Source organism: Paenibacillus sp. CH40, assembly GCF_024213605.1.
In the GTDB taxonomy this organism is placed as follows: Bacteria; Bacillota; Bacilli; order Paenibacillales; family Paenibacillaceae; genus Paenibacillus; species Paenibacillus polymyxa_B.
This window is the reverse complement of record NZ_JANAVQ010000001.1, coordinates 425,266-448,231: the sequence shown is the minus strand read 5'-3', so window position 1 is coordinate 448,231 and position 22,966 is coordinate 425,266. Positions and strand designations below refer to the sequence as shown.

The following is a 22,966-nucleotide window of genomic DNA, read 5'->3' as shown; positions in this document are numbered from 1 at the left end:
GCGGAACATGTAGTACCGCAACCTATGCGGTCTTGTTCTATTTAAACCGCTGCGTTAGCATTGCGGTCAAATCCTTAGACAGGATACCCAAAATATTAATAACTCTCGCATATTCCATCCGTGTCGGACCCAGTATGCCTATAGTGCCCAACGCTTCTCCGTCTACTGCATACGTAGCAGTAATTAGGCTACAATTGGCAAACGCCTCATGATCATTTTCAGTGCCGATGCGGACTTGAATTTCAGGTGCTCCGGCAACAGGTGTCATTAGTTTAAGTAGCGTTGGTGTTTCCTCCAGCAGATCGAGAATATGTTTAACCTTTTCTACATCTTTAAATTCAGGTTGATTGAGCATGTTCGTCGCACCGCTCAAATACAAGCGCTGATCCGATTCATTATCCAGTGCTTTATCCAGCACCTTCATAGCGTCCTCAAAATGAGACACATGCTTCTCCATCTCCTGACCAAGTGCGGTGTATAGGCGTGATTTAAGCTGATAAATCGGCACACCGACCAGCTTGCTGTTCAGTAAATTCACAACCTTCTCCATCTCGGAAATTGAAATTCCCGGTGGAATATCTACCGTTTTATTCTCCACCTGACCGGTATTGGTCACGATTATCGCCACAGCCGTCGTTTCGTTGAGCGGCAGCAGCTGAAAATGACGCAATGAAGTATGAAAAACCTCCGGCCCAAGCAGGATGGAAGTATAATTGGTCATATGGGACAAAATGCCTGACGCATGCTGGATCACTTGCTCCATTACATTCAGCTTTTCGGCGTAAAAGGCTTTCAGTTCCCGCATTTCCATAGGCTTCAGTGTATTCAGTGGCACCAGATGGTCCACATAATAGCGGTAGCCTTTATGAGACGGGATGCGTCCCGCAGAAGTATGGGGTTGCTCCAGATAGCCCTGTTCCTCCAAATCCGACATTTCATTACGGATCGTGGCCGGGCTGAATCCGACATCCTGCCTTTTGGATATGCTGCGGGAACCCACTGGCTCAGCCGAACGAATGTAGTCATCAATAATCGCATTCAGAATGAGTCTCTGACGTTCGGTTAACAAGCGAATCCCCCCTTGTTGTTTATCCATAATAGCATGATTGTTAAATGGAATCATTAGCACTCGTTCGCGATGAGTGCTAACCGTTAATACAAAAATACCAAACCGACCTGATCATTGTCAAGTCAGTTCAGTATTTTCAATAAACAAGATTTATCACAACAGTTTAGTTTACTGGAATGAATCCACAACGTTTACACTTTTTCACGAAAAATCTCAATATCCAGCGCATAAAAACCGTATTTATGTATAGTGACACAGAAAATAGAAAAATTCGAGACTATGTCTCCATACCATTATAGCTTCTTTGTCCTTGAGGAGGAATTAAATTTGAAAACTAATCGCCGCAATCTTTTATACGCATCGATCGCACTTTTACCTACAATTTGTATGTTTCAGATTTTAATTGAGTTGTTTCCGTATACAGGACTAGGAAGAATAGTTGCTTTGCCATTGGTATTCATCCTGAATGCAGCCCTTATTATTTCAGTCATCCATTTAATTCGTAAATTAAGCCCCCTGTGTTGTACCTTAATCTTGGTTCCTACAATACTTTTAAGCATATGGAATACCATTTTGTTTTACCCTCAAGAATTCAGTCCAAGTATTCCCAAGCAAATAAAATACAGTATATCGGCAATACAACATTACGATGATTTAACACTAGCCGATTGGGGAGGATATACATATAGTCCAAGCAGAAGCGGAGAGTCTGAAAGATATGTTGTCGCCTTGTATAAATATAAACACCGAGTTCCATTAGACGGCACTGCATACTTTTATAATGATACTGATTATCATAAGGACCATCCCATAAGAAGCCTGAATGGAATACCTTCCGAACTGGATCCTCATCATCAATTCATTTGGTGGTTGCTCAAAACATATGAGAAATGAATCAGGATTAAACAATGTAGGCTGTATAATATACGCATGATTAAGTCCTGATGAAAAAAAGAACTGACCTCATTATTGACAGGTCAGTTCAGTACTTTCAACACTGCGATTTCATCACAATTGTTTTGTTTACTACAGTGAATGCAGTCGGTCCATACCTTTTCAGGGAAAATCTCTTTGCTTACTACATCAAAACCGTTTTTTATAAAAAAGGAGACCTCGTAGGTCAATGCCATAATTTTAGGAATACGTTGCCGCCGTGCTTCTATAATAAGGCCCTCCACGAGCTTGGAGCCAATACCCATACCTTTATGTCCCTCAGAGATGCCAAGGGAGCGAATCTCTACCAGATCAGCGCCCAATTTGCATAAAGAACCACAACCAACAACTTCGCCGTCCACCTCTGCAACAATAAACAGCTCCAGTTGGCGCGTAAGCACTTCCCTCGAACGTGGCAGCATAATCCCCCGCTCTGCATAGCCGCTAATCATTTGATATAAAGGCTCCACATCCTCAGGAACCGCACTTCTGCACAATACATCTTTACACACTGAAGCCATCTTGCTCTCCTCCTGCCGCTTGCCGCATATAATGAATAAATATACAACATAACGCATAGAATCGCAATACTCCATTTACCCTGCTGTGACAGAATGGTGTTATAAAATGATCGTCCCAGCTTATAAAGTTGAAACGTACTGTACTGAAGCCTACGACTTATGAATTTACCGTGATAGAACCGATGAACTCTGCAAATACATCATTTCCGAATAAAATGCCGCGTTCACTCAAACGATAACCGTCCTCAATGGATTCGATTAACCCGGCATTGAGCATTTTTCCGAGAGGAGCAGTAAATGTATCCTCCAACGCCTGACCGAATTGAGCTTCAAAGCGGGACTTAGAAACGCCCTCTAGCATTCTCAAACCGACCATAAGAAAATCCTCCATAGCTTCCGCCGCTGGCACCTCAAAGCTATCCAGACGTGGCAAACCATTACGACTAGCCTCCACATAAGGGTTAATACCCTTAATGTTCATATGTCGCTCTCTGCCAACATATCCATGTGCCCCTGCGCCGAGACCGTAATAGTCTTCATTTCGCCAATAGGTCATGTTGTGCTTGCTCCCCAAACCTGGTTTTGCGAAATTGCTAATCTCATACTGCTCATAACCCGCTTCTTTCATGCGACGCATGAGAAGTAAATACATTTCCAGTTCATCATCCTCGTGTGGAAGCGGTAGCTGATTTTTCTGATACAGCGTGTGGAAGAGCGTGTTTTCTTCAACCTTCAGGCTGTAGATAGAGTAATGAGGAAGCTCCAGCTCTAGTGCTCTACTCACACTTTCATGCAGCATGTCCACCGTTTGATTCGGCAAACCAAACATCAGGTCAATCGACAGGTTGTCCAAGCCGACCTTACGGGCGTTTTCCAAACTACGATATACGTCATCTGTACTGTGAATACGACCTATGCCTGTGAGTAGCTCATTCTGAAAAGCCTGTACACCAAAGCTCAGTCGATTGACGCCGCCTTCTTTCATCACAGAGAGTTTTTCAAAATCAGTGGTGCCTGGATTGGCTTCCATGGAAAACTCAATATCTTCCGCCCAATGTGGGAAATAGGTTCGGACACTCTTCAGAAAATATTCCATTTCCTTCGGGTTTAGGGTTGTTGGTGTTCCACCCCCGACAAAAATGGTTTTAATCTCTCCTGGCGGGTGAAGCTTGACTGTATGTTCCATTTCTCGTTCCAGTGCATACAGATATTCCATAACAGGTTGATCCTTGAGCACATAAGAGTTGAAATCACAGTAAAAGCATTTATTCGTGCAAAAAGGTATATGCAGGTAAACCGCTTGAGGGGCGGATGAATGTTCATGTTTTTGTATGGATGCGGTCATACCGATCCTCCTTGTCAATTCAGAGTGTGGTGATTGAAAAAATGGCGAAGAGGGGGAGAACGCTCCGTGGATGGATCATTCTTCCGATCGCTGTTACCCCCGGATTTTTTCTTTCTAAATAAACTTAATAGGGTAAAATCCGGGGATAAAGGCGAACGCTAACGCTTCTTCAGAACGATTCCATCCACTCCGCTGCTGCCTACCACCATCGGTCATTTTTTTGTGGTGTAGGTGTTGCAGTAAGAGTAAAGCATCTTTAGAAATACGCTAAAGATGCTGTTGTTATACTATTTTTGCAACTGAGATAACAAACACTCCATCTCTGGATAGCTTGCTCAAATAAATAACGTCCATTCTCCATGCACGGCAAATGCCCCATGAAAGAATGGACGAATACTTCAAGCAGCTTTACTCATCTATTTTCAGTACCGCCATAAATGCTTCCTGTGGTACTTCTACGTTACCGACCTGCTTCATACGCTTCTTGCCCTCTTTTTGCTTTTCAAGCAGCTTCCGTTTACGAGAAATATCGCCGCCGTAGCATTTGGCCAAGACGTTTTTACGCATCGCCTTAACGGTTTCACGCGCCACAACCTTTGTTCCCACAGATGCCTGGATCGGCACCTCGAACATTTGACGCGGGATGAGCTCGCGCAGCTTCTCACAGATAATACGTCCGCGATGATAAGCCCGATCTCTATGCACGATGAACGACAGCGCATCGACCTGCTCGCCATTCAACAAAATATCCATTTTCACCAGGTTGGACTGGCGATAGCCTGAAATCTCATAATCAAAGGAAGCATAGCCTTTGGTACTTGATTTAAGCTGATCGAAGAAATCATATACGATTTCAGACAGCGGAATTTGATACGTAATGGTTACCCGTGTCGTATCCAGGTATTCCATATTTACGTATTCTCCACGCTTGGTTTGACAAAGCTCCATCACCGTACCTACGTAATCATTAGGGACGATAATACCTGCTTTTACATAGGGCTCTTCCACATGTTCAATCCGTCCGATTTCCGGATAATTCGATGGGTTGTCGATCTGGATCGTTTCCCCATTCGTCAACTTTATGCGGTAAATAACGCTTGGTGCTGTTGTAATCAGCGGAATGTTAAATTCACGTTCAATCCGCTCCTGGATAACGTCCATATGAAGCAGACCAAGGAATCCGCAACGGAAGCCAAAGCCCAACGCGCTTGATGTTTCTGGCTCAAAACTGAGCGAAGCATCGTTCAACTGTAGCTTTTCAAGCGCCTCACGCAGATCGTTATACTCCGATGTTTCGATTGGATACAGACCGCAATAAACCATCGGATTTATTTTGCGATAACCTGGCATCGGTTCTAATGTTGGATTTTTTGCATCTGTCACGGTATCCCCGACACGCGTATCGCCTACATGCTTAATTCCGGCAACGATAAAGCCAACATCACCGATATTCAGCTCGTCCACGATGTTCATACGCGGCATAAAAGCACCAACTTCAATAACCTCAAACGTTTTGTCAGTCGCCATCATTTTAATTTTCGAACCGGCTCGGATACTACCATCCACGACGCGAACATATACGATAACGCCTTTATAAGGATCATAGTGCGAATCGAAAATGAGTGCCTTGAGCGGATTATCCGGATTACCTTGTGGAGCAGGCACACTTCTGACTACCTGCTCCAAAATTTCCTTGATACCGATTCCAGCTTTGGCTGAAGCATGTACGGTCTCGCTTGTATCCAAGCCGATAACATCCTCGATTTCCTGTTTTACCCGCTCAGGATCAGCACTTGGCAAATCAATCTTGTTAAGCACCGGCAAAATCTCCAGATTGTTATCCAACGCCAAATATACGTTAGCCAACGTCTGTGCCTCGATTCCCTGCGCGGCGTCTACTACCAGCAAAGCACCTTCACAGGCTGCCAAACTACGGGATACCTCATACGTAAAATCGACGTGTCCCGGTGTATCAATCAAATTCAAAATGTACTCTTCGCCGTCATCGGCCTTATAAGTGAGTCGCACTGCCTGGAGCTTGATCGTAATTCCGCGCTCCCGTTCCAACTCCATCTGGTCAAGCACTTGCTCCTGCATTTCACGAGAAGTGAGTGCACCGGTATATTCTAAAATCCGGTCAGCCAGCGTGGATTTACCATGGTCTATATGTGCAATGATACTAAAGTTCCGAATTTTACGTTGTCTTGCCAAAATGTCAGTCATGCCTTACCCCCACACAATGCCTAGTGTCAATCAGCTTATTATAGCAGTTGTAAGGGGGGTCAGCAATATTTCTATTCTGTTACTCCATCAAATACAGATACGACCCATCGAATGCCCTGTCTCGACAGGTTTTGAAGCAACCCAGCTGTTTTGTCTGCCATGGTATCCACCGAGGCTTGCTGTTCCTTGACGGCCAGCAGTTCACGCGGTGTCTCCAGGCCCTGAGTATTGACATGCTGCGCAGTCGTCGAATACCACCTGGATGCCCCGTGCTCCGTCTGTTCCTCATTTTCTTCCCTTCCACTAGCTTCGTTTATACCCACTCCCGTTGTCGGCTCAACCTTAACATTTCCACTTGTGCTATACGTACCGCTATATGCACGAGTGTTAACTGCGGGTGTATCCTCAATAACCGTCTGTTCATATCCGACTTTCTGTTGATTTACCGATTGAAACGTATCCCCGTTCCATTCCGGTCCATACACTGAACGCAGGCCAGATCCTGCCAGTTGCATACCGAGTAGAATGCCTGCCCCCATGAGCAGTACAAATCCAAGTGCTTTCTTACGAAAATGTCCAGACATTACCCTTCCCCCTTACCGCTACCTCATTTAATTGCCGCTGTTGCTCTTTTTTGTATCCGATACGTTAGTGCCCGCTTTCTGAGCTTTCTGATCTTCCCAATACACTTCACCAATCATGTCTGCCAAAACGTCCGAGGTACGTTTTAACTCCTCCTCGGTGTTGTCAATACCCCCAATTTCGATCAAAATACTGTGGGAAGACAAGCTTTGATTGTACTCACCGTTATTGCCTTTGCCACCATCTTTCCCCCATACACCACGTGATACGCCGTGATACGATTTTTCCAGCTTTTCATGAATACGAGCAGCAAAAGCTTCATTCTCGCGCCAATTTTTGTTGTCATGCCCGATAATAAAATATACCTTGGCATATGAAAGCCCATTAATGGTTGCTGTTGTTTTTCCGTGACGTTGTGAATCTCGATGGATATCAAGCAGATAAGTTAAACCTTTATTTCCAGCTAAAGCTTCCTTGACTGTTTCGCGTGAATATTTATAGGAGTAGTTCCAATTGTAATTTTGAACTGTAGTGGCATAATCCTTGTTTACATGCAACGTGGATATCCCTTGCTTTTCCAGTCTCTTCTTTACAAAGTCCCCTACCCTTGACACATTGGCTGATTTAGAACCTGAATTAGGATTGGAACTGGTTTTGCTGAGTAGTGGGTTATATGCTTCTCTGGGATGAGAATGGTAGATTAATATACGCTTGTCCCCTTTGGCTGTATCACCTGGATGATCCTCACGTACCGGGTCTGTTTCCGGTGTTGTCGGAATATCCGGCGTAGTAGTCGGTGGATTCTCAGATGCATCTGAGCCACCAGGGGCATCCGTCGTCCCCTGATCAGGCTGATAGTCCGTAGGACCCTCTACCTTGGTGTTCCCCGAACCCTTGCGCAGCAAGACAGGTGCTCCTGCAGACATGCCAGGAATCTCACGAGAAATGAGACTTTTGGGATCCTGCGGATTAATACCTGTAAGCATCTGAAAAACAAAAGGCGACCATTGTTCACCCGACAACGAAGATTGCTGCTTCTTTTGTGCCAAGTGAGGTACTTCCATACCTAGCATATCCGCAAAAAAACCACTAGACACCGATCCTGCCAATCCTTTCATGGAAGAAACAGGAGAGGTTTGTAGACGATTTTCTGCCAATCCCCCTAGCCCCAAAACGACAAATAAAAGCGCCGAGCCCATGATCAGCAGCACAAGCGTATGTCCCATCGCCAAAATTTCGATACCTTTTCTTCTCCATCTTCCGACGTTCCAGGTCTGAATTTTTTTCATGTGAGCCTTGTCCTCCTTCGTCCCGTCGAAACCCACTTTATTTAGGAACATAGGGTTCCTATCTGCTACGGAAATCTCTTATACTTCAACTCTATGAACGGAGAACAATTGCTAGAACACAAAAAATCTCTACTACAGATATATCACCTCCCTTTTTGAAAGAGATTAGATTCCTGTTAAATAGAGACTTTTGTGTATGAAATACGATTTTACCAACCCTTTATTAATGCGTATAGGCGGCGACATTGCCAGGATCAACAGCTTCGTGCAGAGCAGCGTTCAATCCAGTAGCAATAATGTTCGCGATATCTTCAATAAATTCATCGATCTCTTTAGGAGTCACAATCAGATCATGCCCCAGCGGTTGTAGGACCTCTCTCACAAGCCCAAGTCTCTCAGGTTCTGAAATATCGTCCAACATCCCCAGGATTGCTTTTGTAGAAGCCTTTTCTTTGGTAAAATGTGTTTTCATCAGTTCAATTACGTTATTGACAATGGTCGAAGCGTAGCATACGGTTGGTACGCCGATAGCGATACACGGAACGCCCATAATATCCTTGGTGATACCGCGCCGCTTGTTGCCAATACCTGAACCTGGATGTATCCCGATATCGGCCACCTGAATGGTCGTGTTGACGCGCTCCAGTGAACGTGACGCCAGAGCATCAATGGCAATAATCAGTTCTGGCTTTGTGCGATCCACGATGCCTTGAACAATTTCACTGGACTCGATCCCCGTAATACCCAGGACGCCCGGTGCAATTGCGCTCACATCTCGATAGCCCGGGTTGATTTGATCAGGTGTCAGTTCAAAAAATTGACGAGTCACCATTAAATTTTCAACGACAAGCGGACCCAGCGAATCGGGAGTGACGTTCCAGTTGCCCAGACCTACCACCAGTACCTTTGCCGTATTAGAGATTCCTATTTTTTGTATAAAATGCTCCATTTCTTTTGCAAATGCAATAGCGACACGTTGCTGGAGCCCCGTGTCGCCTTCACGCAGGCCGGGTACTTCTAGCGTGACGTAATGTCCTTGTACCCGCCCAATACGGTTGGCTCCTTCTTCATTCAGTACATCCAGCCGTGTGATTTTGATTCCGTTATCTTCCTCCACGTTCTCACTTATGCCCGCCAGAGGTACAGGCTGATCCCGTTCGGCCAGTTCTCTTGCCTCTAATGCCAAATCCGTGCGTACCGCATACTTCTGCAAATCCAGATCCATCTTTTAAGCCTCCTTGGATACCATCTTTGACTATAGTGTGCGAGACACCCAACAGGTTTATGCACATCCATTTTCATCCTGTAATTCGCATCGCCTCAGAATGTTTTCTTATTGCAATTTGAGGTGTGGCATGCTAAAATATTTTAAGTTGTGAAACGTTTGTGTTCATAAGTAATGCCTTTACAGGAGGTGAATGTAATGCCAAACATCAAATCCGCTATCAAACGCGTTAAAACTAGCGACAAACGCCGTGCGTTGAACGCTTCCCAAAAATCTGCGCTTCGTACAGCAGTAAAAGCTGCCGATACAGCGTTGGTAGGTAACGAAGCTGAAACTGCTGCTGCTGCTTTCAAAGTAGCTTCCCAAAAGCTGGACAAGGCTGTAACTAAAGGTCTGATCCACAAAAATGCAGCTGCTCGCAAGAAATCCCGCTTGGCGAAAAAACTTAACGCTCTTACAGCTCAAGCGTAAGCAAGAGCTACTTTCATACGTTAATGAAAAAAACCTGACCAGCCTTGGCTGATCAGGTTTTTTTAGTTTATAACTTTTATTAATTTATAGAGTCAGCTTTTCACGATACATTAGCTGACTCTATAACAGCATATGGGGGGAATTAGATTGAAGCCCCCGCACCCATTTTCATCAAAAATAGTTCTAGTCCCAGTACCTTGTCAACGACACCTGTTTTCATATGATAATCCAGCTCGCCCAATTCGTAGAGAAGCTGACGCAGCTGCTCAGGGCGAAACCTCCGCGCTTGGTCTCCTGCAACTTTCACCCCATAAGGATGCAAACTAAGCTGACTCGCAATTTGTTGCTGGGAATAGCTTTGACCTACCAGCTCTTTGACCTGCAACATAATACGGAACTGGCGCGTGATCAAAGCGGCAATCTTGATCGGTTCCTCTTTTTGCTTAAGCAACTCATAGAAAATACTGAGTGCCTTATCCAGCCGCAAATTAGCCAGATCCTCAACCATCGCAAATACGTTTTGCTCTGTGTTACGAGGCACCAGGGATTCTATATCAGCGGATGAGATGGTTCCCTGTGCTCCTGCGTACAAGCAGAGCTTGTCTATCTCAGCAGCCAAGGATTGCAGCCCGGTACCTGTGAATTGAATGAGGCTTTCAGCAGCTCCTGCAGCCAATTGCACTTCTCTTTCTCCTGCACGCTTATGAATCCAAGCCACAAGATCATCTCCACCCATTGGAGCAAAAGCAATAACCGAAGCATCACTTTTCAGTTTTTTGACAATCTTTTTCCGTTCATCCAACTTTTCAGCCTGAACCGTAAAAACGATGACGCTATAGTCAGTCGGGTTATCCATATAAGTCAACAGCGTCTCAAGCCGGTGCTCTATCTTACCGCTATCTTTGCCTGCTGCAAATACACTGGTATCCCGTACAATAATCAGCTTCTTTGGTACCAGAAAAGGCGCTGTTTCCGCCTCCTCCACGACCACCTCAATGGGCGTTTCGGTTAAATCATAAGGAATGATGGCGAAGTCACGATGCTCCTCTTCCACCACTTTCTCTTTAAGCATCTCAACAAACTGCTTCATTTGATATTTTTCACTGCCGTATAGCAAATACACTGGCGAAATGTCGCCTTTGCGAATAGCCTTAGAGGCTGTTTTTACATCCATTTTCCGTTCCCCCCACCCACTGATCGTACCCGACATCCGAACGGAAGGCAAGTCGTGATACAAACGAAGGGACCCTGCCTATAGGCAGGATCCCTTCACCACCATCTATATCAACACGGCAGCAGAAAGCTCTAGAAACTTTCGGCCGTCGGGATACGACGTCGGTTCATATAGTTTATTCTCTGTTTTTAAAAGTGTGTCAACTTACGGAAACTATTTTCCAGTGCTGCGCGGGACGGTGTACGTATATTTACTTGCTGTCCCATCCTGCTCCGTCTCATACATAAAGGTCTGGCTGTCTTCTGACCAGCTTCCTTTGACCCAGGCACCTTTTAAAGTACGGACTTCCAGGGTTGTTCGGTCTACACCGTTATCGGAAAGCTTATACACTTTCAGCTTTTTGCCCTCAATAGCCACCGCATAGCTACCATCAGGCGAGTTGAGCTGATCTGTAGATGCGGATTGGGCACTATAGCTGGAAGCATTATCGTTGTCTGGAGAGACCAGTGAATTAGATACAAAGCCTTCTTTACGAACCGGGTCTTGTGACACGGATGATTGCTGATCATTAGAAGCTGCATTGCTGCTATCCGTTCCCAAGGCATTCCCCGAATCCTTAGTGATGCTTTTGGAAGTCGTGTCTTTCGACGTTTCGTTTGACGCAATCCGCTCCTGCACCTTCAATTCCTGACTAAGCGACGAAGATGAATCATTCGTACTCGTGCTATCGTTATTACCGTCCTGAGCCGTACCCGTACCCGCTAGGGGCGCTTTTTCCATTTTCGGTTCTAACTGTTCATCAGAAGCAATCGTGGGTTGATCAGATTTTTCCTGACTTAACTGTTTGTCCTCAGATTTAGAAGCATCTGCAGCAGACGGATTTTCCTTTGTCATCTGACGATCCGTACGTAGCTGTCCCTGCCCTTCCTCCTGACGAGAAGAACGTTCAGCTGGTGCAGACTTCGTCGAATCTTCCTCCCCAGCTCGCTGATCGTCACGTTTCCCAGCATCCCGTTTGGAAGAGTTCTTTTCATCGTCTGCATTGGTTGCACCTTGTTTGCTCAGGTCAGGTTCTTTATCCGCAGGTGGCTGAGATGCATCCGTTCCTTGCCCCTGCTCTGACAGCTGCTGTGTAGAATCCGAACCAATGGCTGCATCACGGCCTTCACTGCCATTGGCTATATCTGTAATTTCCGTCTGATTTTGCGGATTCGTCACTTCGGGCGACTGGGTTGTAAGTATGCCTTCCGCATCCTGCACTGTTTTAGGCTCGAAGTTAAATACTACAATCCCCAGCACAACAGCAGCGGCAGCCACGCCCATAGCAGCGCGCCCAGCCATTCGATTCCACCAAGGTGTAGGCTGGGTACGCTGTCTAGGCACTGGTCCAGGCTCTACAGCCACAGGCTGCATTTCCTGAAGCGCACTTCCCTGCTCTTCACGTGCGCGGTCAATGGCATCAAGCTGAGGCATGATGGAATCCACCAGGCTGAACGCCGGGGAAACCGCAGGCAATTCCTCCAGCTCGCGAGAGAGTGTCTGAAGAATAAGAAATTTTTCCGCACAGTCCGGGCAAGTCGCAATATGGTTCATTAATTGGGACGTTTCTTCTTCGCCCAGCTCATGATCCACATAACGCTGCATCCAATCCATCACCTCTTCCCCACACTTCATCCTGATACACCACCTTTCTGATATTCCTGAAGTAGCCCTTGCAATTGCTGTCTTGCACGATATAAGTATGACTTGACCGTATTTAGCGGCAAATCCAGAGAATCTGCAATCTCGTTATAGGAAAAATCCTGCAGATATCTTAAGACAATTACCGTCCGGTGGTGCTCCGGAAGTTGTTGTATAGCCTCACGAACATCCTGTGCCATATAAGAGGTCAACACCTCGACCTCCACGTTTTGGGGATCGTTGAATATCATGTCGTGCTCGTCAATGGAAACCGAGGGCTTCGTTCTTCTGAATTTGTCGATGCATATATTCGTTACAATGCGTTGGACCCAGGTTTTAAACTGCGCTTTTTCCTCATAAGAGTTAATTTTGGAATAGATCCGTATGAGGGCTTCTTGTGAAGCATCCATGGCGTCCTGCTCATTGTTTAGAATGTAATATGCCGTACGGTACACATGCTGTTCTATCTCTCTTAATAGGGTAATGAGAGCGTCGCGATCGCCCGATTGAGCGGCTCGAATGAGTCCCTGCTCTACCACAAAGGATCCCCCTCTCCCTGCAATATTACAGACGTATCCATTTTGCAAATTGTTGCAGGATAGACGTCTGACACTAATTTTATTTTTTTAACAAAAAAAATTATACCAAAAAGCCCAGAATCCCCAGCGTATCCTCCCTTAGAATAACAGAAAAAGGGAAGGTAGTCACCTTCCCCTAGCTCCTACATACATCTAAATGCTAGCCTATCGAGCTGCAAGATCATATTGTTACTTCTTGGAAACCAAAAAATCAGATATAAGTTCTAATTGATAAGTCAGAGCAATCGGATCTTGAAAATAAAAATCGTCGATTGAGTATTGATATACTTTACCTGATTTAACGGCAGAAAGGTTCTTCCACACACTTTTAGATAAAATATCTTTTCCTTGGTCTGCTCCGTCGCCTCGAATACCCAACATTAAAAAATCGGCATCGCCCAGCATCTCCGGTAAAGCCTCTATTGAAATGCTGGCCCACCCCTTCTCGAACGCTGCCTTTTCTACCTTCTCAGGAGCATGAAGTCCCAGCTCATCATAAAGTATGGCTCCTCCACGTCCATAAGATTTTCCATATAGATATAATTCTTTTCCTGTAATCTCAAAAATAGCGATTTTTTTACCCGAATCAATGACGTCAGACAAAGCCTGTTTCTTCTCGGCAATTTTGGTTGCAAAATCAGCCAGGCAATTCTTCGCTTCCTGCTCCTTGTTTAACACTTTGCCCAGCTCCATCAGACGATCCTTATATTGATATTTACCATATGGAATAAACACAGTAGGCGCTATTTTTTTCAGATTTTCATATGCTTTCTCATCATAGGTAATGATCAGATCCGGCTTTAGGGTGATCACCTTTTCAAGGGACAATGCGGAACTGTCACCGATATTTGCAACACCATTCAAATATTTTTTATAATATGGAGCATCAAATACGGTGTCTGGAGCCCCTACAGGTGTAATACCAAGTGCTAGCACATCACCTACATAATCACCGACTGTCACTACGACACGCTGGGGATGCTCAGGAAGAGTAATTGTACCTTTATCACTTTCATATGTACGCGTGGCAGCTTTATATCCAGTTGATGTGGTCTTGGAAGCAGTCGATTGACCGCTTTCTGTTACAGTCCCACCCACACTTGTAGCGCATGCACTCAATACCAGCATTAATGAAATGATGAACAAACAAGCTGATGCTCTAAATTTAAAATAAGTCACAATATTCCTCCAGTTAATAATGATTCTCATTTTCATTACTCATATGATTCTATCAAAGCTTACAGCTACTGTCCATGCAGATTGGATTCAAAGCAAACAGCTCACTCCTGAGAGTGAGCACCCGTTTTAGTATGTTGTTGTATTAGTATCTGTTTTGTACTGATTGCGTTGGTACCTCACACTCAGTTTTCCTTGCTGCGCTCGAATCTGTATCTCTCCCATCGTATCTGTTCGATATATAGCAGAATCAACTGCCGATAAACGTTCCAATACCGCTTCATTCGGATGTCCGTAAGTATTGGTCGCACCGACCGAAATAACGGATACTTTCGGTCGCCAGTAGGATAACCACTCTTCCGAGGTGGAATACTTGCTACCGTGATGTGCTATTTTCATGACATCTACAGCTTTCCCGACAGCCCCCGTTGCTCCCTTATCTTTCACACTTGATGAAAAACGAGTTAATTCAGAGAGCAACGACGACTCTGCTGCATCATCCATATCTCCTGTGAACAAAAAAGAGGCTCCCTCCATCTCCAATATCATGGCAACAGAGTAATGATTTTGCTCCTTCATAACAGGCAACTGCTCAGATTCGTCCTCCGGTAGCGTAAACGGATAGAGAAAGCGGATTTTCGTAGCCTGGTCTGGCTCCCATTCCATACTATGATGTGCACCGTACAGCTTAATCTGCTTGTCTAAAGCCGTGTTCAACAGCTTACGGAATGGGGCTTTATCTGTCAGGGTACCATTAAAAAACAAGGTAGATACGGGAATCTGGTCAAGCACAGCCTGTAGTCCTCCTGCATGATCATGATCTCCGTGTGTTAAAATGACAGCGTCCAGCCGATGTACACCTCGTTGCTTTAGCAAGGGTACAATCGTATCTTCACCTACCTCGTAGGGATCTGCGCGTTTGCGCCAAGCATTTTTCCCTGTAGCAAAGTCCATTGTACCCCCGCCATCTACCAAAATATGTTTCCCGCCCGGCGTGGTAATTAAAATGCTGTCACCTTGGCCCACATCCAGATATTGAACAGTTCCCGTATTTCCTCCACTAGGAGATTGGTAACCTGTATACAATATCCCAAGCCAGGCGATAACACTTAGAGCCAGTGCCAAATGACGATAACCATTCCACTGTCGACGCGCAAATTTCCCTGCTCCCTCAGGTTCATGAGCTGTATTCAAAACAGCAGCCCATTCGGCAGAAGCCGCTAATCCCGTATACACGGGTGATGATATGGGAGTGGAATTCAAAACAGAATTATCGTCTGTTTGCCTGCGAGATGTCAGCCACGTTTTAAGCCAGTACAGAACACTATACAGAGCTGCGTAATACGCCATGACCCACAGGATGGAGGAAGACGGCCAAATACTCACATAAGCATCATCCACATTCAGCCATTTCACTAGTAAAAAGGTCAATTCGTTCAATTGCTCTGCCGGCCACGCAAGAATACGAGCCCCATCCCCCCACAAAAAGGAAAGCCCCATCGCCACCGTACCTATTGGAAGCACGATATATGTAATAAGGGGTACAAGCACAAAATTGGCCGCAAATGATAACAGCGAAAATTGATTAAAGTAGAATACCGTCATTGGAAACGAAACAAGCTGTGCCGTAATTGTAATCGCAACCTCACCTCCGATTAGGAAAGGCCATTTGGCGAAAAACGGCTTCATAAGCGGCATATAAATGAGCAACCCACCTGTCACCAAAAAGGAAAGCTGAAAGCTGACGCTAAGAAGATAATATGGATTCCAAATCAGCATGAGCAACGCGGATATACTTAGAATATTAAGTCCGTCTTTCAGCATACCTCGTCGGGCTGCAAACAAGCCGATCATCGCCATAATTCCTGCCCTCACAACAGAGGGAGAAGCACCTGTCAGCAGGACATAAGCCGGAATGAGTATCATCACGACTGTAAGAGATGTCTCGCGGCTAACTCGTAACAGCCTGAGTAAATATAATAGTGTAGCTGCATATACTGCCACATGCATGCCCGATATTGCTAAAATATGCGTTAAACCAAGCTGCGTAAACTCGTTATACGTTGCTGGATCCAACTCATCTGTTACCCCAAGCACCAGTCCTTTCATATATCCTGCGTGATGAAGTGATGTAAATGCCGATTCCATTCTCTGCCCTAGTTTCTCCCTAAGCTGATCATTCCATCTGAACAAAGTGTAGCGGTTCCACAGTGAAGCCTCCTGCTTCTGTAGCGAGGCTGCCCCATCGCCTTTGAAAAGCCAGTGGATTTCCTGTGTGTGCAGGTATTCACTGTAATCAAAGCCGCCAAAGTTCCCCGCTTTTGCAGGAGCCTTTAAGGTACCACGCAGTAGGATTGCATCTCCACGCTGCCATGCTGCCGCAAGTTGCTGTTCCTGCTTGGCAGCCAACTTGATATGAACAATGGCCTGTTCAGAAATTGGTGTACGATTCTCATCCTTTTTCGAATGACTTCCGTAGTGATTGATTGAGGTGACTCTCATCTCAAACTGTGTTCGATCACCATCTACCTGCACTTTAGAAGCGATAAGCCCTGCTATTTGAACAGGCATGTCTTCCACCATAGAAGACGATACATGAAGAGCATCGGGAATACTGCTAACATTATGCGTATCATGCCAAAACCAATGAAATCCACCACCGCTGAATGCAAGCCAAAGTAATACCATATGCCGGATGGGGATTTTCATCCATAAAGCTATAAGCGGAAAGATCAGGGTAACCCCCGCCCAGAGTAACAAAAGCATATGTCCAGAATACAGACATGCTCCCGCACTTCCTGTAATCCAACAAACAGTAAGGGTCAATATAGGTCTAGTTAACACAAGCTTAGCTTGAATACAATCACCTTCCGGTAGCAAACATTGCTTTCTGTCCAAAAAACACAAAACAAAAAGAACCTCTGACAAAATAGCATTCGTCAGAGGTTCTTCCTCGTTTACTTTTTTAATTCATTACATCCATCAGCGTTTCTTTTGGTGGATGATAGGTTTTCAGCATACGAAAGGCGATTCCCTTTTCCTCCATCATAGCACGAACCTTGTCGGCATCTTTGGGATAAGGTCGGTGGTATACAATCTCCACAATACCGCTGTTCGCCAACATATTGGCACACGTCCAGCATGGCTGGTCGGTGACATATACTGAAGAGCCTTCACGATCAATTCGGTCAGTAAACAGCAGCAGGTTCTGCTCCGCATGAATAGTGCGAATACAACGCTGCTTCTTAACCATTTCCTCGCGCCCATCACGGTGAACGACCTCATACTCCTCTGAGATCATGCAGCCTGCCTCAGAACAGTCAGGTACCCCGGATGGTGCTCCATTATAGGCCGTCCCCAAAAGCTTTTTACCTTGTACAAGTACGGCTCCAACATGACGCCGCGCACAGCGCGAACGGGTGGATACCATATAAGCGATATCCATGAAATAGGTGTCCCAGTCCTTGCGTACATCTGCACTCATTTCCATCTCTCCCGTATAAACAAGTTAAAACGTAAACCATATCCGCTACCGCCGTTCTCAGGACCTGTACATTATAAGCTTATATAAGTTACAAACTGACATACGGCTTCATTTTAGCCAACATTTTAGCTCCGATTCCCTTTACATGATCCAAATCGTTCACACGTTTGAACGCCCCGTGCTGATTACGGTAGTTCAGTATAGCCTCGGCTTTTTTAGCCCCAACCCCTGGTAATTCCATTAACTCAGCAGCAGTCGCCGTGTTGATGTTTACCTTTTTTTCGCCGGAATCGGGTGCAGTAACCGAATCACTTACCCTATTGGTCCTACTCGTCGTTGCACCACTCGAACTAACAATACCTGTGTCTGAGCTCGGATTCGCAACACCTGACTGCTTTACGGTACTTGAATTTCCCGCAATAGAGTTTTCGCTCACAGCAGCAGATACACCAGTAGAAATCTGCACAGTATCACGTTTCACATTGTCAGCGGCTTCGGCATTCCTACTGCGCTCAGTTTTGTCTGAAGGTTCTTTTACACCAGGCTTTTTCTGGGCGTAGTCACTGCTGCGCTGCGACTCATTTGGCTCTGCCCCCATCGCCACAGCCTGCTCCACCTTATGGTTAAGTAAAGTCCACTCTTCTTGCGGCTCAGAGCGCTGTCCTCCGGCAAATAAAATAAGTCCACTCCCGATTACAGCAAGCGTTATCGCTGTTCCTGTCCAAACACGTTTCATTTCCGTATCGTCCCCTACTCCACATGGATTTCGGGAAATTGAGCCGACTGAAAACACCGTCTCAATCAAACAGAGCAAGTCTGTCCAATTCCCGTTAAACCGGAGGGTGCAAACAACCTCCATACGGTCTCGCTGTGAGCATTTTCACAAAAAAGTGGTACGACCCCGGGGACGATCTAACATCCTCAGACATAAAATTCGTCATGTCGGCCAAGACCAGGCGCATACACTAAGAAGAATGACAGCTGACAGCACAGCGTCTATACCGCAAAGTATGAAAGGAGGACGTTGAACAATGAAAGTTGGATTTATCGGGACTGGCAGCATGGGAAGTCTGCTAATTGAGTCTTTTATTAATTCTAACGCACTCAAGCCGCAGCAAATATCAGCAAGCAATCGAACGCATTCCAAAGTAACCGAGCTAGCCCGTCGCTATCCAGGTTTGCATGCAGCCCAAAGCAACCGTGAAACGGCAGCGGAAAGCGATGTTATGTTTATCTGTGTGAAGCCGCTGGAATCAAAAGCCGTAACGGATGAAATACGCAACGTCATTACAGAAGAGCAAATCGTCGTATCTATCACAAGCCCGGTGCAGATTCGTATTTTGGAACATGCACTGAAAGCCAAAGTATCCAAAATTATTCCAAGTATCACCCACCAAGTGGGCAGCGGAGCCTCACTGTGCATCCATGGAAGCCGGATTACAGAGGAGGATCGCACCCTTCTGGAAGAGCTTATGTCCCACATCAGCAGGCCGATTCGGGTTAAAGAATCTTATACTCGGATCACGTCGGATTTTTCGAGTTGTGGTCCTGCTTTCTTGGCCTTTTTTATGGACCAGTGGATTCAAGCCGCAGTTCAAGCTACAGGTATAGACCGTACGGAGCTATGCGCCCTGGCCGGTGAAATGATCATCGGCACTGGAAAGCTGCTCACGGAAGGCGGGATGACACCAGCCGAGTTACAGGCCAGAGTGGCGGTTCCGGGAGGTATTACCGCCGAAGCTCTCGCATTGTTGGACATCAGCCTGCATAGCGTCTTTCCCGAGCTAATACAGGCCACGCACAACAAGTATGAAGAGGACATGCAAAAGGTAGATGTCTCCTTCGGCTTAAAGCCGATTAACCGGCAACAATATTAACCAGTTTACCTGGAACAGCAATTACCTTGCGGATCGTTTTGCCGGCCAGTGCCTGCTGAACATTGTCCAACGACACAGCGAATGCCTCCATCGCTTTAGCATCAAGGTCCTTGGCAATCGTTGCACGCTGTACGATTTTACCATTTACTTGCACAACAATTTCCACTTCGGCGTCCACCGTCCATGCTTCATCATAAGCAGGCCAAGCCGCGTAGGTAATGCTATCATTGTGCCCCAGCAGCTGCCACAATTCCTCAGCCAGATGGGGTGCAAGCGGAGACAGCATTTGCACGAAGTTTTCCATTGCTGCACGCGGCAGAAGGTCTGCTTTGTATGCATCGTTGGTGAAGATCATCAGCTGGCTGATCGCTGTATTGAAGCGCAGCGCATCCAGATCTTCGGTTACTTTTTTCAGCGTTTTATGCCAAGTACGATTGAACTCATCGCTACCGCCGTCATTTGTAATTTTATCATTCAGGCTACCATCCTCGGAAACAAACAGGCGCCATACGCGGGACAGAAAACGATGTGCTCCCTCTACCCCATTCTCATTCCATGGCTTGGTCGCTTCCAGCGGCCCCATAAACATCTCATAAATACGCAGCGTATCGGCGCCAAATGTATTGACAATATCATCAGGATTAATGACATTACCGCGTGATTTACTCATTTTTTCATTGTTGTTGCCCAAAATCATACCCTGGTTGACCAGCTTATAAAAAGGCTCTTTCGTTTCCACTACGCCGATATCATACAGTACCTTATGCCAGAAACGGGCATACAGCAAGTGAAGAACCGCATGTTCCGCTCCGCCAATATACAAATCAACAGGCATCCATTCACGTTGTTTCTCTTTGGATACAAGCTCTTTGTCATTTTTCGGATCAATAAAGCGCAGGTAATACCAGCAACTTCCTGCCCATTGCGGCATTGTATTCGTCTCGCGACGTGCTTTCATACCTGTCTCAGGATCAATGGTTTCCACCCAATCTGTTGCGTTCGCCAGCGGGGATTCACCTGTACCTGAAGGCTTGATATTGTCCATCTCCGGTAGTACGAGCGGAAGTTGGTCCTCAGGAACCGTTTTGATCGTTCCATCCTCCAGATGAATTACCGGAATCGGCTCGCCCCAATAGCGTTGACGGCTGAACAGCCAGTCACGCAGGCGGTAGGTGACTTTGCCGTGTCCTTTGCCCTCGGCTTCCAGCCATTCAATCATCTTCGGAATCGCTTCCTCATTGGTAAGTCCATTCAGCGGGCCTGAATTGACGTGCGGTCCATCCTCAGTATATGGCTCATTAGCCACATCTCCACCTTGGACAACCTCAATGATATTCAATCCGAATTGCTTGGCAAATTCCCAGTCACGCGTATCGTGAGCAGGTACAGCCATAATCGCTCCAGTTCCGTAGCCTGCCAGTACATAGTCAGCAATCCAGATCGGCAGCTTTTCGCCGTTCACCGGGTTCACTGCATAAGCTCCTGTGAATACGCCTGTTTTATCCTTGGCCAGATCCGTACGCTCCAGATCGCTTTTACGAGCAGCTTGTTCACGGTACTGTTGTACAGCATCCTTTTGCTCAGGCGTAGTGATAATATCCACTAATTCCTGCTCTGGTGCCAGCACACAGTAGCTTGCGCCGAACAGTGTATCTGGGCGGGTTGTAAATACTGTGAGTTGCTCGTCATAGCCTTCAATTGGAAAACGAACCTCTGCCCCGGTAGACTTACCGATCCAGTTCCGCTGCATATCCTTAATACTCTCAGACCAATCCAGTTCCTCCAGATCATCCAGCAGACGATCCGCGTATTCCGTAATTTTCAGCATCCATTGACGCATTGGTTTACGGACGACCGGATGACCGCCACGCTCACTCTTGCCGTCAATAACTTCTTCATTCGCCAGCACTGTTCCCAGCGCTGGGCACCAGTTCACGGGTACTTCAGCTACATATGCAAGGCCGCGCTTGTACAGCTGGATGAAGATCCACTGTGTCCATTTGTAATAATCAGGGTCCGTCGTGCTGATTTCACGATCCCAGTCGTAGGAGAAGCCGAGCGATTTGATTTGACGGCGGAAGTTATTTACGTTTTTCACCGTAATTTCGCGTGGGTGCTCCCCTGTATCCAGCGCATGCTGCTCGGCAGGCAGACCGAAGGCGTCCCAACCCATCGGATGCAGTACGTTGTAGCCGCGCATTCTTTTATAACGTGAAACAATATCCGTAGCTGTGTAGCCCTCTGGGTGGCCTACATGCAGGCCGGCTCCAGATGGGTACGGAAACATATCCAAAGCATAAAACTTCGGTTTGCCCGGCTCTTCCCCGGTGCGGAACGTCTTGTTCTCATCCCAATATTTCTGCCATTTTGGTTCAATACTTTGCGGTTGATAGCCGTGCTTCGGCTGTGTGTCTGTCATTGTCTTTTCCTCCTCAAACGGTATGCAACAAAAAAACCTCTGCATCCCGTAGCGTGTCAGCGCTAGGGACGAGAGGTTATATTCCCGTGGTACCACCCTAGTTAGCAGAAAGCGTTCTTCGCGTTCTACTCCCTTTGCACCTGATAACGGAGGTGATCCGATGCGGGTTAATAACAGGATACAAGCACCTGTAAAGGCGTTCCTGCGTTGGACGCATATCTCCGAGGCGAGTTCACTTTGCGCTGTCAACCGGCTTGCACCACCCGCCGGCTCTCTATATGTCCAGACAAAGCTACTATTCCTCATCAGCGATTGTTTAACCGTTAATAATGGCACTATTATATTGAAAACCGCGAAAAAAGTCAAATAAGGACTAGCTTTGGTGTTAAAGACCCTCTTCATACTAATTGTTCATGACACATGCATACGAATGTTTTATAATAACTTCGAATTAAATTGATGCAAATTGAGTTGAGTTGAGATAAGAAAGGTGAGCTGAGACATGGCACAGATTAAAATTTTTGGATTAAAAGAAACTCTAAATCCAATCAAAAAGCAACTATCAGAGGTGATTCATTCTGCTGTGGTGGATGCGTTCAAATATCCTCCAGACAAGAGGTTTCATCGTTTTTTCCCTATGGATCAGGAAGACTTTATATATGCCGATGGTCGCTCTGAGGCGTACACCATTATTGAAATCAGTATCTTTGAAGGCAGAACGACAGAAGCTAAGAAGCAGCTCATCCAGCTGTTATTCCAACGAATTACGGACCATTTTGGCATTGCTCCACAGGATCTTGAGATTACTATATTTGAAACGCCCAAACAGAACTGGGGTATTCGGGGTGTACCGGGTGATGAGCTTCAGTTGAACTATAAAGTGAATATATAAGTGCAAAAAGACGCCCTTCATGTCATCA

At 46.0% G+C, this 22,966-nt stretch carries 20 protein-coding genes and 1 other annotated feature; of the genes, 4 read left to right on the top strand and 16 right to left on the bottom strand.

Features of this window, described 5'->3' with window-relative positions:
- Positions 1 to 37 precede the first annotated feature (37 nt).
- The gene (gene hrcA, locus NLX73_RS01980) at positions 38 to 1,069 is read right to left on the bottom strand and encodes a heat-inducible transcriptional repressor HrcA (protein ID WP_013372178.1); all 1,032 of its coding nucleotides are present in this window, start codon (positions 1,067 to 1,069) and stop codon (positions 38 to 40) included.
- Between the two features lie 327 nt (positions 1,070 to 1,396).
- Here hrcA and NLX73_RS01975 point away from each other — a divergent pair, with 327 nt between their 5' ends.
- On the top strand, positions 1,397 to 1,963 hold the full coding sequence (locus tag NLX73_RS01975; protein ID WP_254325238.1) for a hypothetical protein: 567 nt from the start codon (positions 1,397 to 1,399) through the stop codon (positions 1,961 to 1,963).
- Between the two features lie 83 nt (positions 1,964 to 2,046).
- On the opposite strand, the gene NLX73_RS01970 is transcribed toward NLX73_RS01975, so the two are convergent.
- From NLX73_RS01970 to gpr, 6 genes are all read right to left on the bottom strand, one after another.
- On the bottom strand, positions 2,047 to 2,523 hold the full coding sequence (locus tag NLX73_RS01970; protein ID WP_013311174.1) for an N-acetyltransferase: 477 nt from the start codon (positions 2,521 to 2,523) through the stop codon (positions 2,047 to 2,049).
- A gap of 157 nt (positions 2,524 to 2,680) precedes the next feature.
- Complete coding sequence (gene hemW, locus NLX73_RS01965; RefSeq protein ID WP_039272303.1) at positions 2,681 to 3,868, bottom strand: radical SAM family heme chaperone HemW; 1,188 nt, start codon at positions 3,866 to 3,868, stop codon at positions 2,681 to 2,683.
- 408 nt (positions 3,869 to 4,276) lie between these two features.
- On the bottom strand, positions 4,277 to 6,091 hold the full coding sequence (gene lepA / locus NLX73_RS01960; protein ID WP_029515362.1) for a translation elongation factor 4: 1,815 nt from the start codon (positions 6,089 to 6,091) through the stop codon (positions 4,277 to 4,279).
- Positions 6,092 to 6,162: 71 nt separating this feature from the next.
- The gene (locus tag NLX73_RS01955) at positions 6,163 to 6,675 is read right to left on the bottom strand and encodes a hypothetical protein (RefSeq protein ID WP_254325237.1); all 513 of its coding nucleotides are present in this window, start codon (positions 6,673 to 6,675) and stop codon (positions 6,163 to 6,165) included.
- A gap of 27 nt (positions 6,676 to 6,702) precedes the next feature.
- A complete protein-coding gene (locus NLX73_RS01950; RefSeq protein WP_254325236.1) occupies positions 6,703 to 7,962 on the bottom strand; it encodes a stage II sporulation protein P in 1,260 nt (419 codons plus the stop codon).
- Between the two features lie 223 nt (positions 7,963 to 8,185).
- Positions 8,186 to 9,187, bottom strand: coding sequence for a GPR endopeptidase (gene gpr / locus NLX73_RS01945; RefSeq protein ID WP_039272306.1), 1,002 nt, complete (start codon positions 9,185 to 9,187; stop codon positions 8,186 to 8,188).
- 198 nt (positions 9,188 to 9,385) lie between these two features.
- Here gpr and rpsT point away from each other — a divergent pair, with 198 nt between their 5' ends.
- Positions 9,386 to 9,658, top strand: a complete 273-nt coding sequence (gene rpsT / locus NLX73_RS01940) for a 30S ribosomal protein S20 (RefSeq protein WP_013311181.1) — start codon at positions 9,386 to 9,388, stop codon at positions 9,656 to 9,658.
- Positions 9,659 to 9,800: 142 nt separating this feature from the next.
- Here the strand turns inward: rpsT and holA are convergent, their stop codons facing one another.
- From holA to NLX73_RS01900, 8 genes are all read right to left on the bottom strand, one after another.
- Positions 9,801 to 10,832 (bottom strand): DNA polymerase III subunit delta, encoded by a 1,032-nt coding sequence (gene holA, locus NLX73_RS01935; RefSeq protein WP_254325235.1) that lies wholly within the window; start codon positions 10,830 to 10,832, stop codon positions 9,801 to 9,803.
- A gap of 213 nt (positions 10,833 to 11,045) precedes the next feature.
- Positions 11,046 to 12,506 carry a zf-HC2 domain-containing protein gene (locus NLX73_RS01930; RefSeq protein ID WP_254325234.1) on the bottom strand — a complete coding sequence of 487 codons (1,461 nt, stop codon included), beginning with the start codon at positions 12,504 to 12,506 and terminating at the stop codon, positions 11,046 to 11,048.
- Positions 12,503 to 13,051, bottom strand: coding sequence for an RNA polymerase sigma factor (locus tag NLX73_RS01925; RefSeq protein ID WP_013311184.1), 549 nt, complete (start codon positions 13,049 to 13,051; stop codon positions 12,503 to 12,505). The genes NLX73_RS01930 and NLX73_RS01925 overlap by 4 nt, the downstream gene beginning before the upstream one ends.
- Positions 13,052 to 13,279: 228 nt before the next feature.
- Complete coding sequence (locus NLX73_RS01920) at positions 13,280 to 14,269, bottom strand: iron-hydroxamate ABC transporter substrate-binding protein (protein WP_254325233.1); 990 nt, start codon at positions 14,267 to 14,269, stop codon at positions 13,280 to 13,282.
- A gap of 126 nt (positions 14,270 to 14,395) precedes the next feature.
- Positions 14,396 to 16,969, bottom strand: coding sequence for a ComEC/Rec2 family competence protein (locus tag NLX73_RS01915; RefSeq protein WP_254325680.1), 2,574 nt, complete (start codon positions 16,967 to 16,969; stop codon positions 14,396 to 14,398).
- Positions 16,899 to 17,051 carry a hypothetical protein gene (locus NLX73_RS25045; RefSeq protein WP_254325709.1) on the bottom strand — a complete coding sequence of 51 codons (153 nt, stop codon included), beginning with the start codon at positions 17,049 to 17,051 and terminating at the stop codon, positions 16,899 to 16,901. Before NLX73_RS25045 ends, NLX73_RS01915 begins: the two co-directional genes overlap by 71 nt.
- Positions 17,052 to 17,231: 180 nt before the next feature.
- The gene (locus tag NLX73_RS01905; RefSeq protein ID WP_025723414.1) at positions 17,232 to 17,750 is read right to left on the bottom strand and encodes a deoxycytidylate deaminase; all 519 of its coding nucleotides are present in this window, start codon (positions 17,748 to 17,750) and stop codon (positions 17,232 to 17,234) included.
- Positions 17,751 to 17,838: 88 nt separating this feature from the next.
- Positions 17,839 to 18,486 carry a ComEA family DNA-binding protein gene (locus NLX73_RS01900; protein WP_254325232.1) on the bottom strand — a complete coding sequence of 216 codons (648 nt, stop codon included), beginning with the start codon at positions 18,484 to 18,486 and terminating at the stop codon, positions 17,839 to 17,841.
- Between the two features lie 295 nt (positions 18,487 to 18,781).
- Between NLX73_RS01900 and comER the strand changes: the two genes are divergently transcribed.
- The gene (gene comER, locus NLX73_RS01895) at positions 18,782 to 19,627 is read left to right on the top strand and encodes a late competence protein ComER (protein WP_254325231.1); all 846 of its coding nucleotides are present in this window, start codon (positions 18,782 to 18,784) and stop codon (positions 19,625 to 19,627) included.
- Here comER and leuS read toward each other — a convergent pair.
- Entirely contained in the window at positions 19,608 to 22,046 is a 2,439-nt protein-coding gene (gene leuS / locus NLX73_RS01890; RefSeq protein ID WP_250260885.1) for a leucine--tRNA ligase, read from the bottom strand. The genes comER and leuS overlap by 20 nt on opposite strands.
- A 61-nt stretch (positions 22,047 to 22,107) precedes the next feature.
- Positions 22,108 to 22,364, bottom strand: a binding site (T-box leader).
- 184 nt (positions 22,365 to 22,548) lie between these two features.
- Between leuS and NLX73_RS01885 the strand changes: the two genes are divergently transcribed.
- The gene (locus NLX73_RS01885) at positions 22,549 to 22,938 is read left to right on the top strand and encodes a tautomerase family protein (protein ID WP_254325230.1); all 390 of its coding nucleotides are present in this window, start codon (positions 22,549 to 22,551) and stop codon (positions 22,936 to 22,938) included.
- The last annotated feature ends 28 nt before the right edge of the window (positions 22,939 to 22,966 follow it).

Coding starts and splice junctions, on each gene's coding strand:
- NLX73_RS01970 (WP_013311174.1), bottom strand. CDS start 2,523: ATGGCTTCAGTGTGTAAAGATGTATTGTGCAGAAGTGCGGTTCCTGAG.
- hemW (WP_039272303.1), bottom strand. CDS start 3,868: ATGACCGCATCCATACAAAAACATGAACATTCATCCGCCCCTCAAGCG.
- lepA (WP_029515362.1), bottom strand. CDS start 6,091: ATGACTGACATTTTGGCAAGACAACGTAAAATTCGGAACTTTAGTATC.
- NLX73_RS01955 (WP_254325237.1), bottom strand. CDS start 6,675: ATGTCTGGACATTTTCGTAAGAAAGCACTTGGATTTGTACTGCTCATG.
- NLX73_RS01950 (WP_254325236.1), bottom strand. CDS start 7,962: ATGAAAAAAATTCAGACCTGGAACGTCGGAAGATGGAGAAGAAAAGGT.
- gpr (WP_039272306.1), bottom strand. CDS start 9,187: ATGGATCTGGATTTGCAGAAGTATGCGGTACGCACGGATTTGGCATTA.
- rpsT (WP_013311181.1), top strand. CDS start 9,386: ATGCCAAACATCAAATCCGCTATCAAACGCGTTAAAACTAGCGACAAA.
- holA (WP_254325235.1), bottom strand. CDS start 10,832: ATGGATGTAAAAACAGCCTCTAAGGCTATTCGCAAAGGCGACATTTCG.
- NLX73_RS01930 (WP_254325234.1), bottom strand. CDS start 12,506: ATGAAGTGTGGGGAAGAGGTGATGGATTGGATGCAGCGTTATGTGGAT.
- NLX73_RS25045 (WP_254325709.1), bottom strand. CDS start 17,051: ATGTCTGTATTCTGGACATATGCTTTTGTTACTCTGGGCGGGGGTTAC.
- NLX73_RS01905 (WP_025723414.1), bottom strand. CDS start 17,750: ATGAGTGCAGATGTACGCAAGGACTGGGACACCTATTTCATGGATATC.
- NLX73_RS01900 (WP_254325232.1), bottom strand. CDS start 18,486: ATGAAACGTGTTTGGACAGGAACAGCGATAACGCTTGCTGTAATCGGG.
- comER (WP_254325231.1), top strand. CDS start 18,782: ATGAAAGTTGGATTTATCGGGACTGGCAGCATGGGAAGTCTGCTAATT.
- leuS (WP_250260885.1), bottom strand. CDS start 22,046: ATGACAGACACACAGCCGAAGCACGGCTATCAACCGCAAAGTATTGAA.
- NLX73_RS01885 (WP_254325230.1), top strand. CDS start 22,549: ATGGCACAGATTAAAATTTTTGGATTAAAAGAAACTCTAAATCCAATC.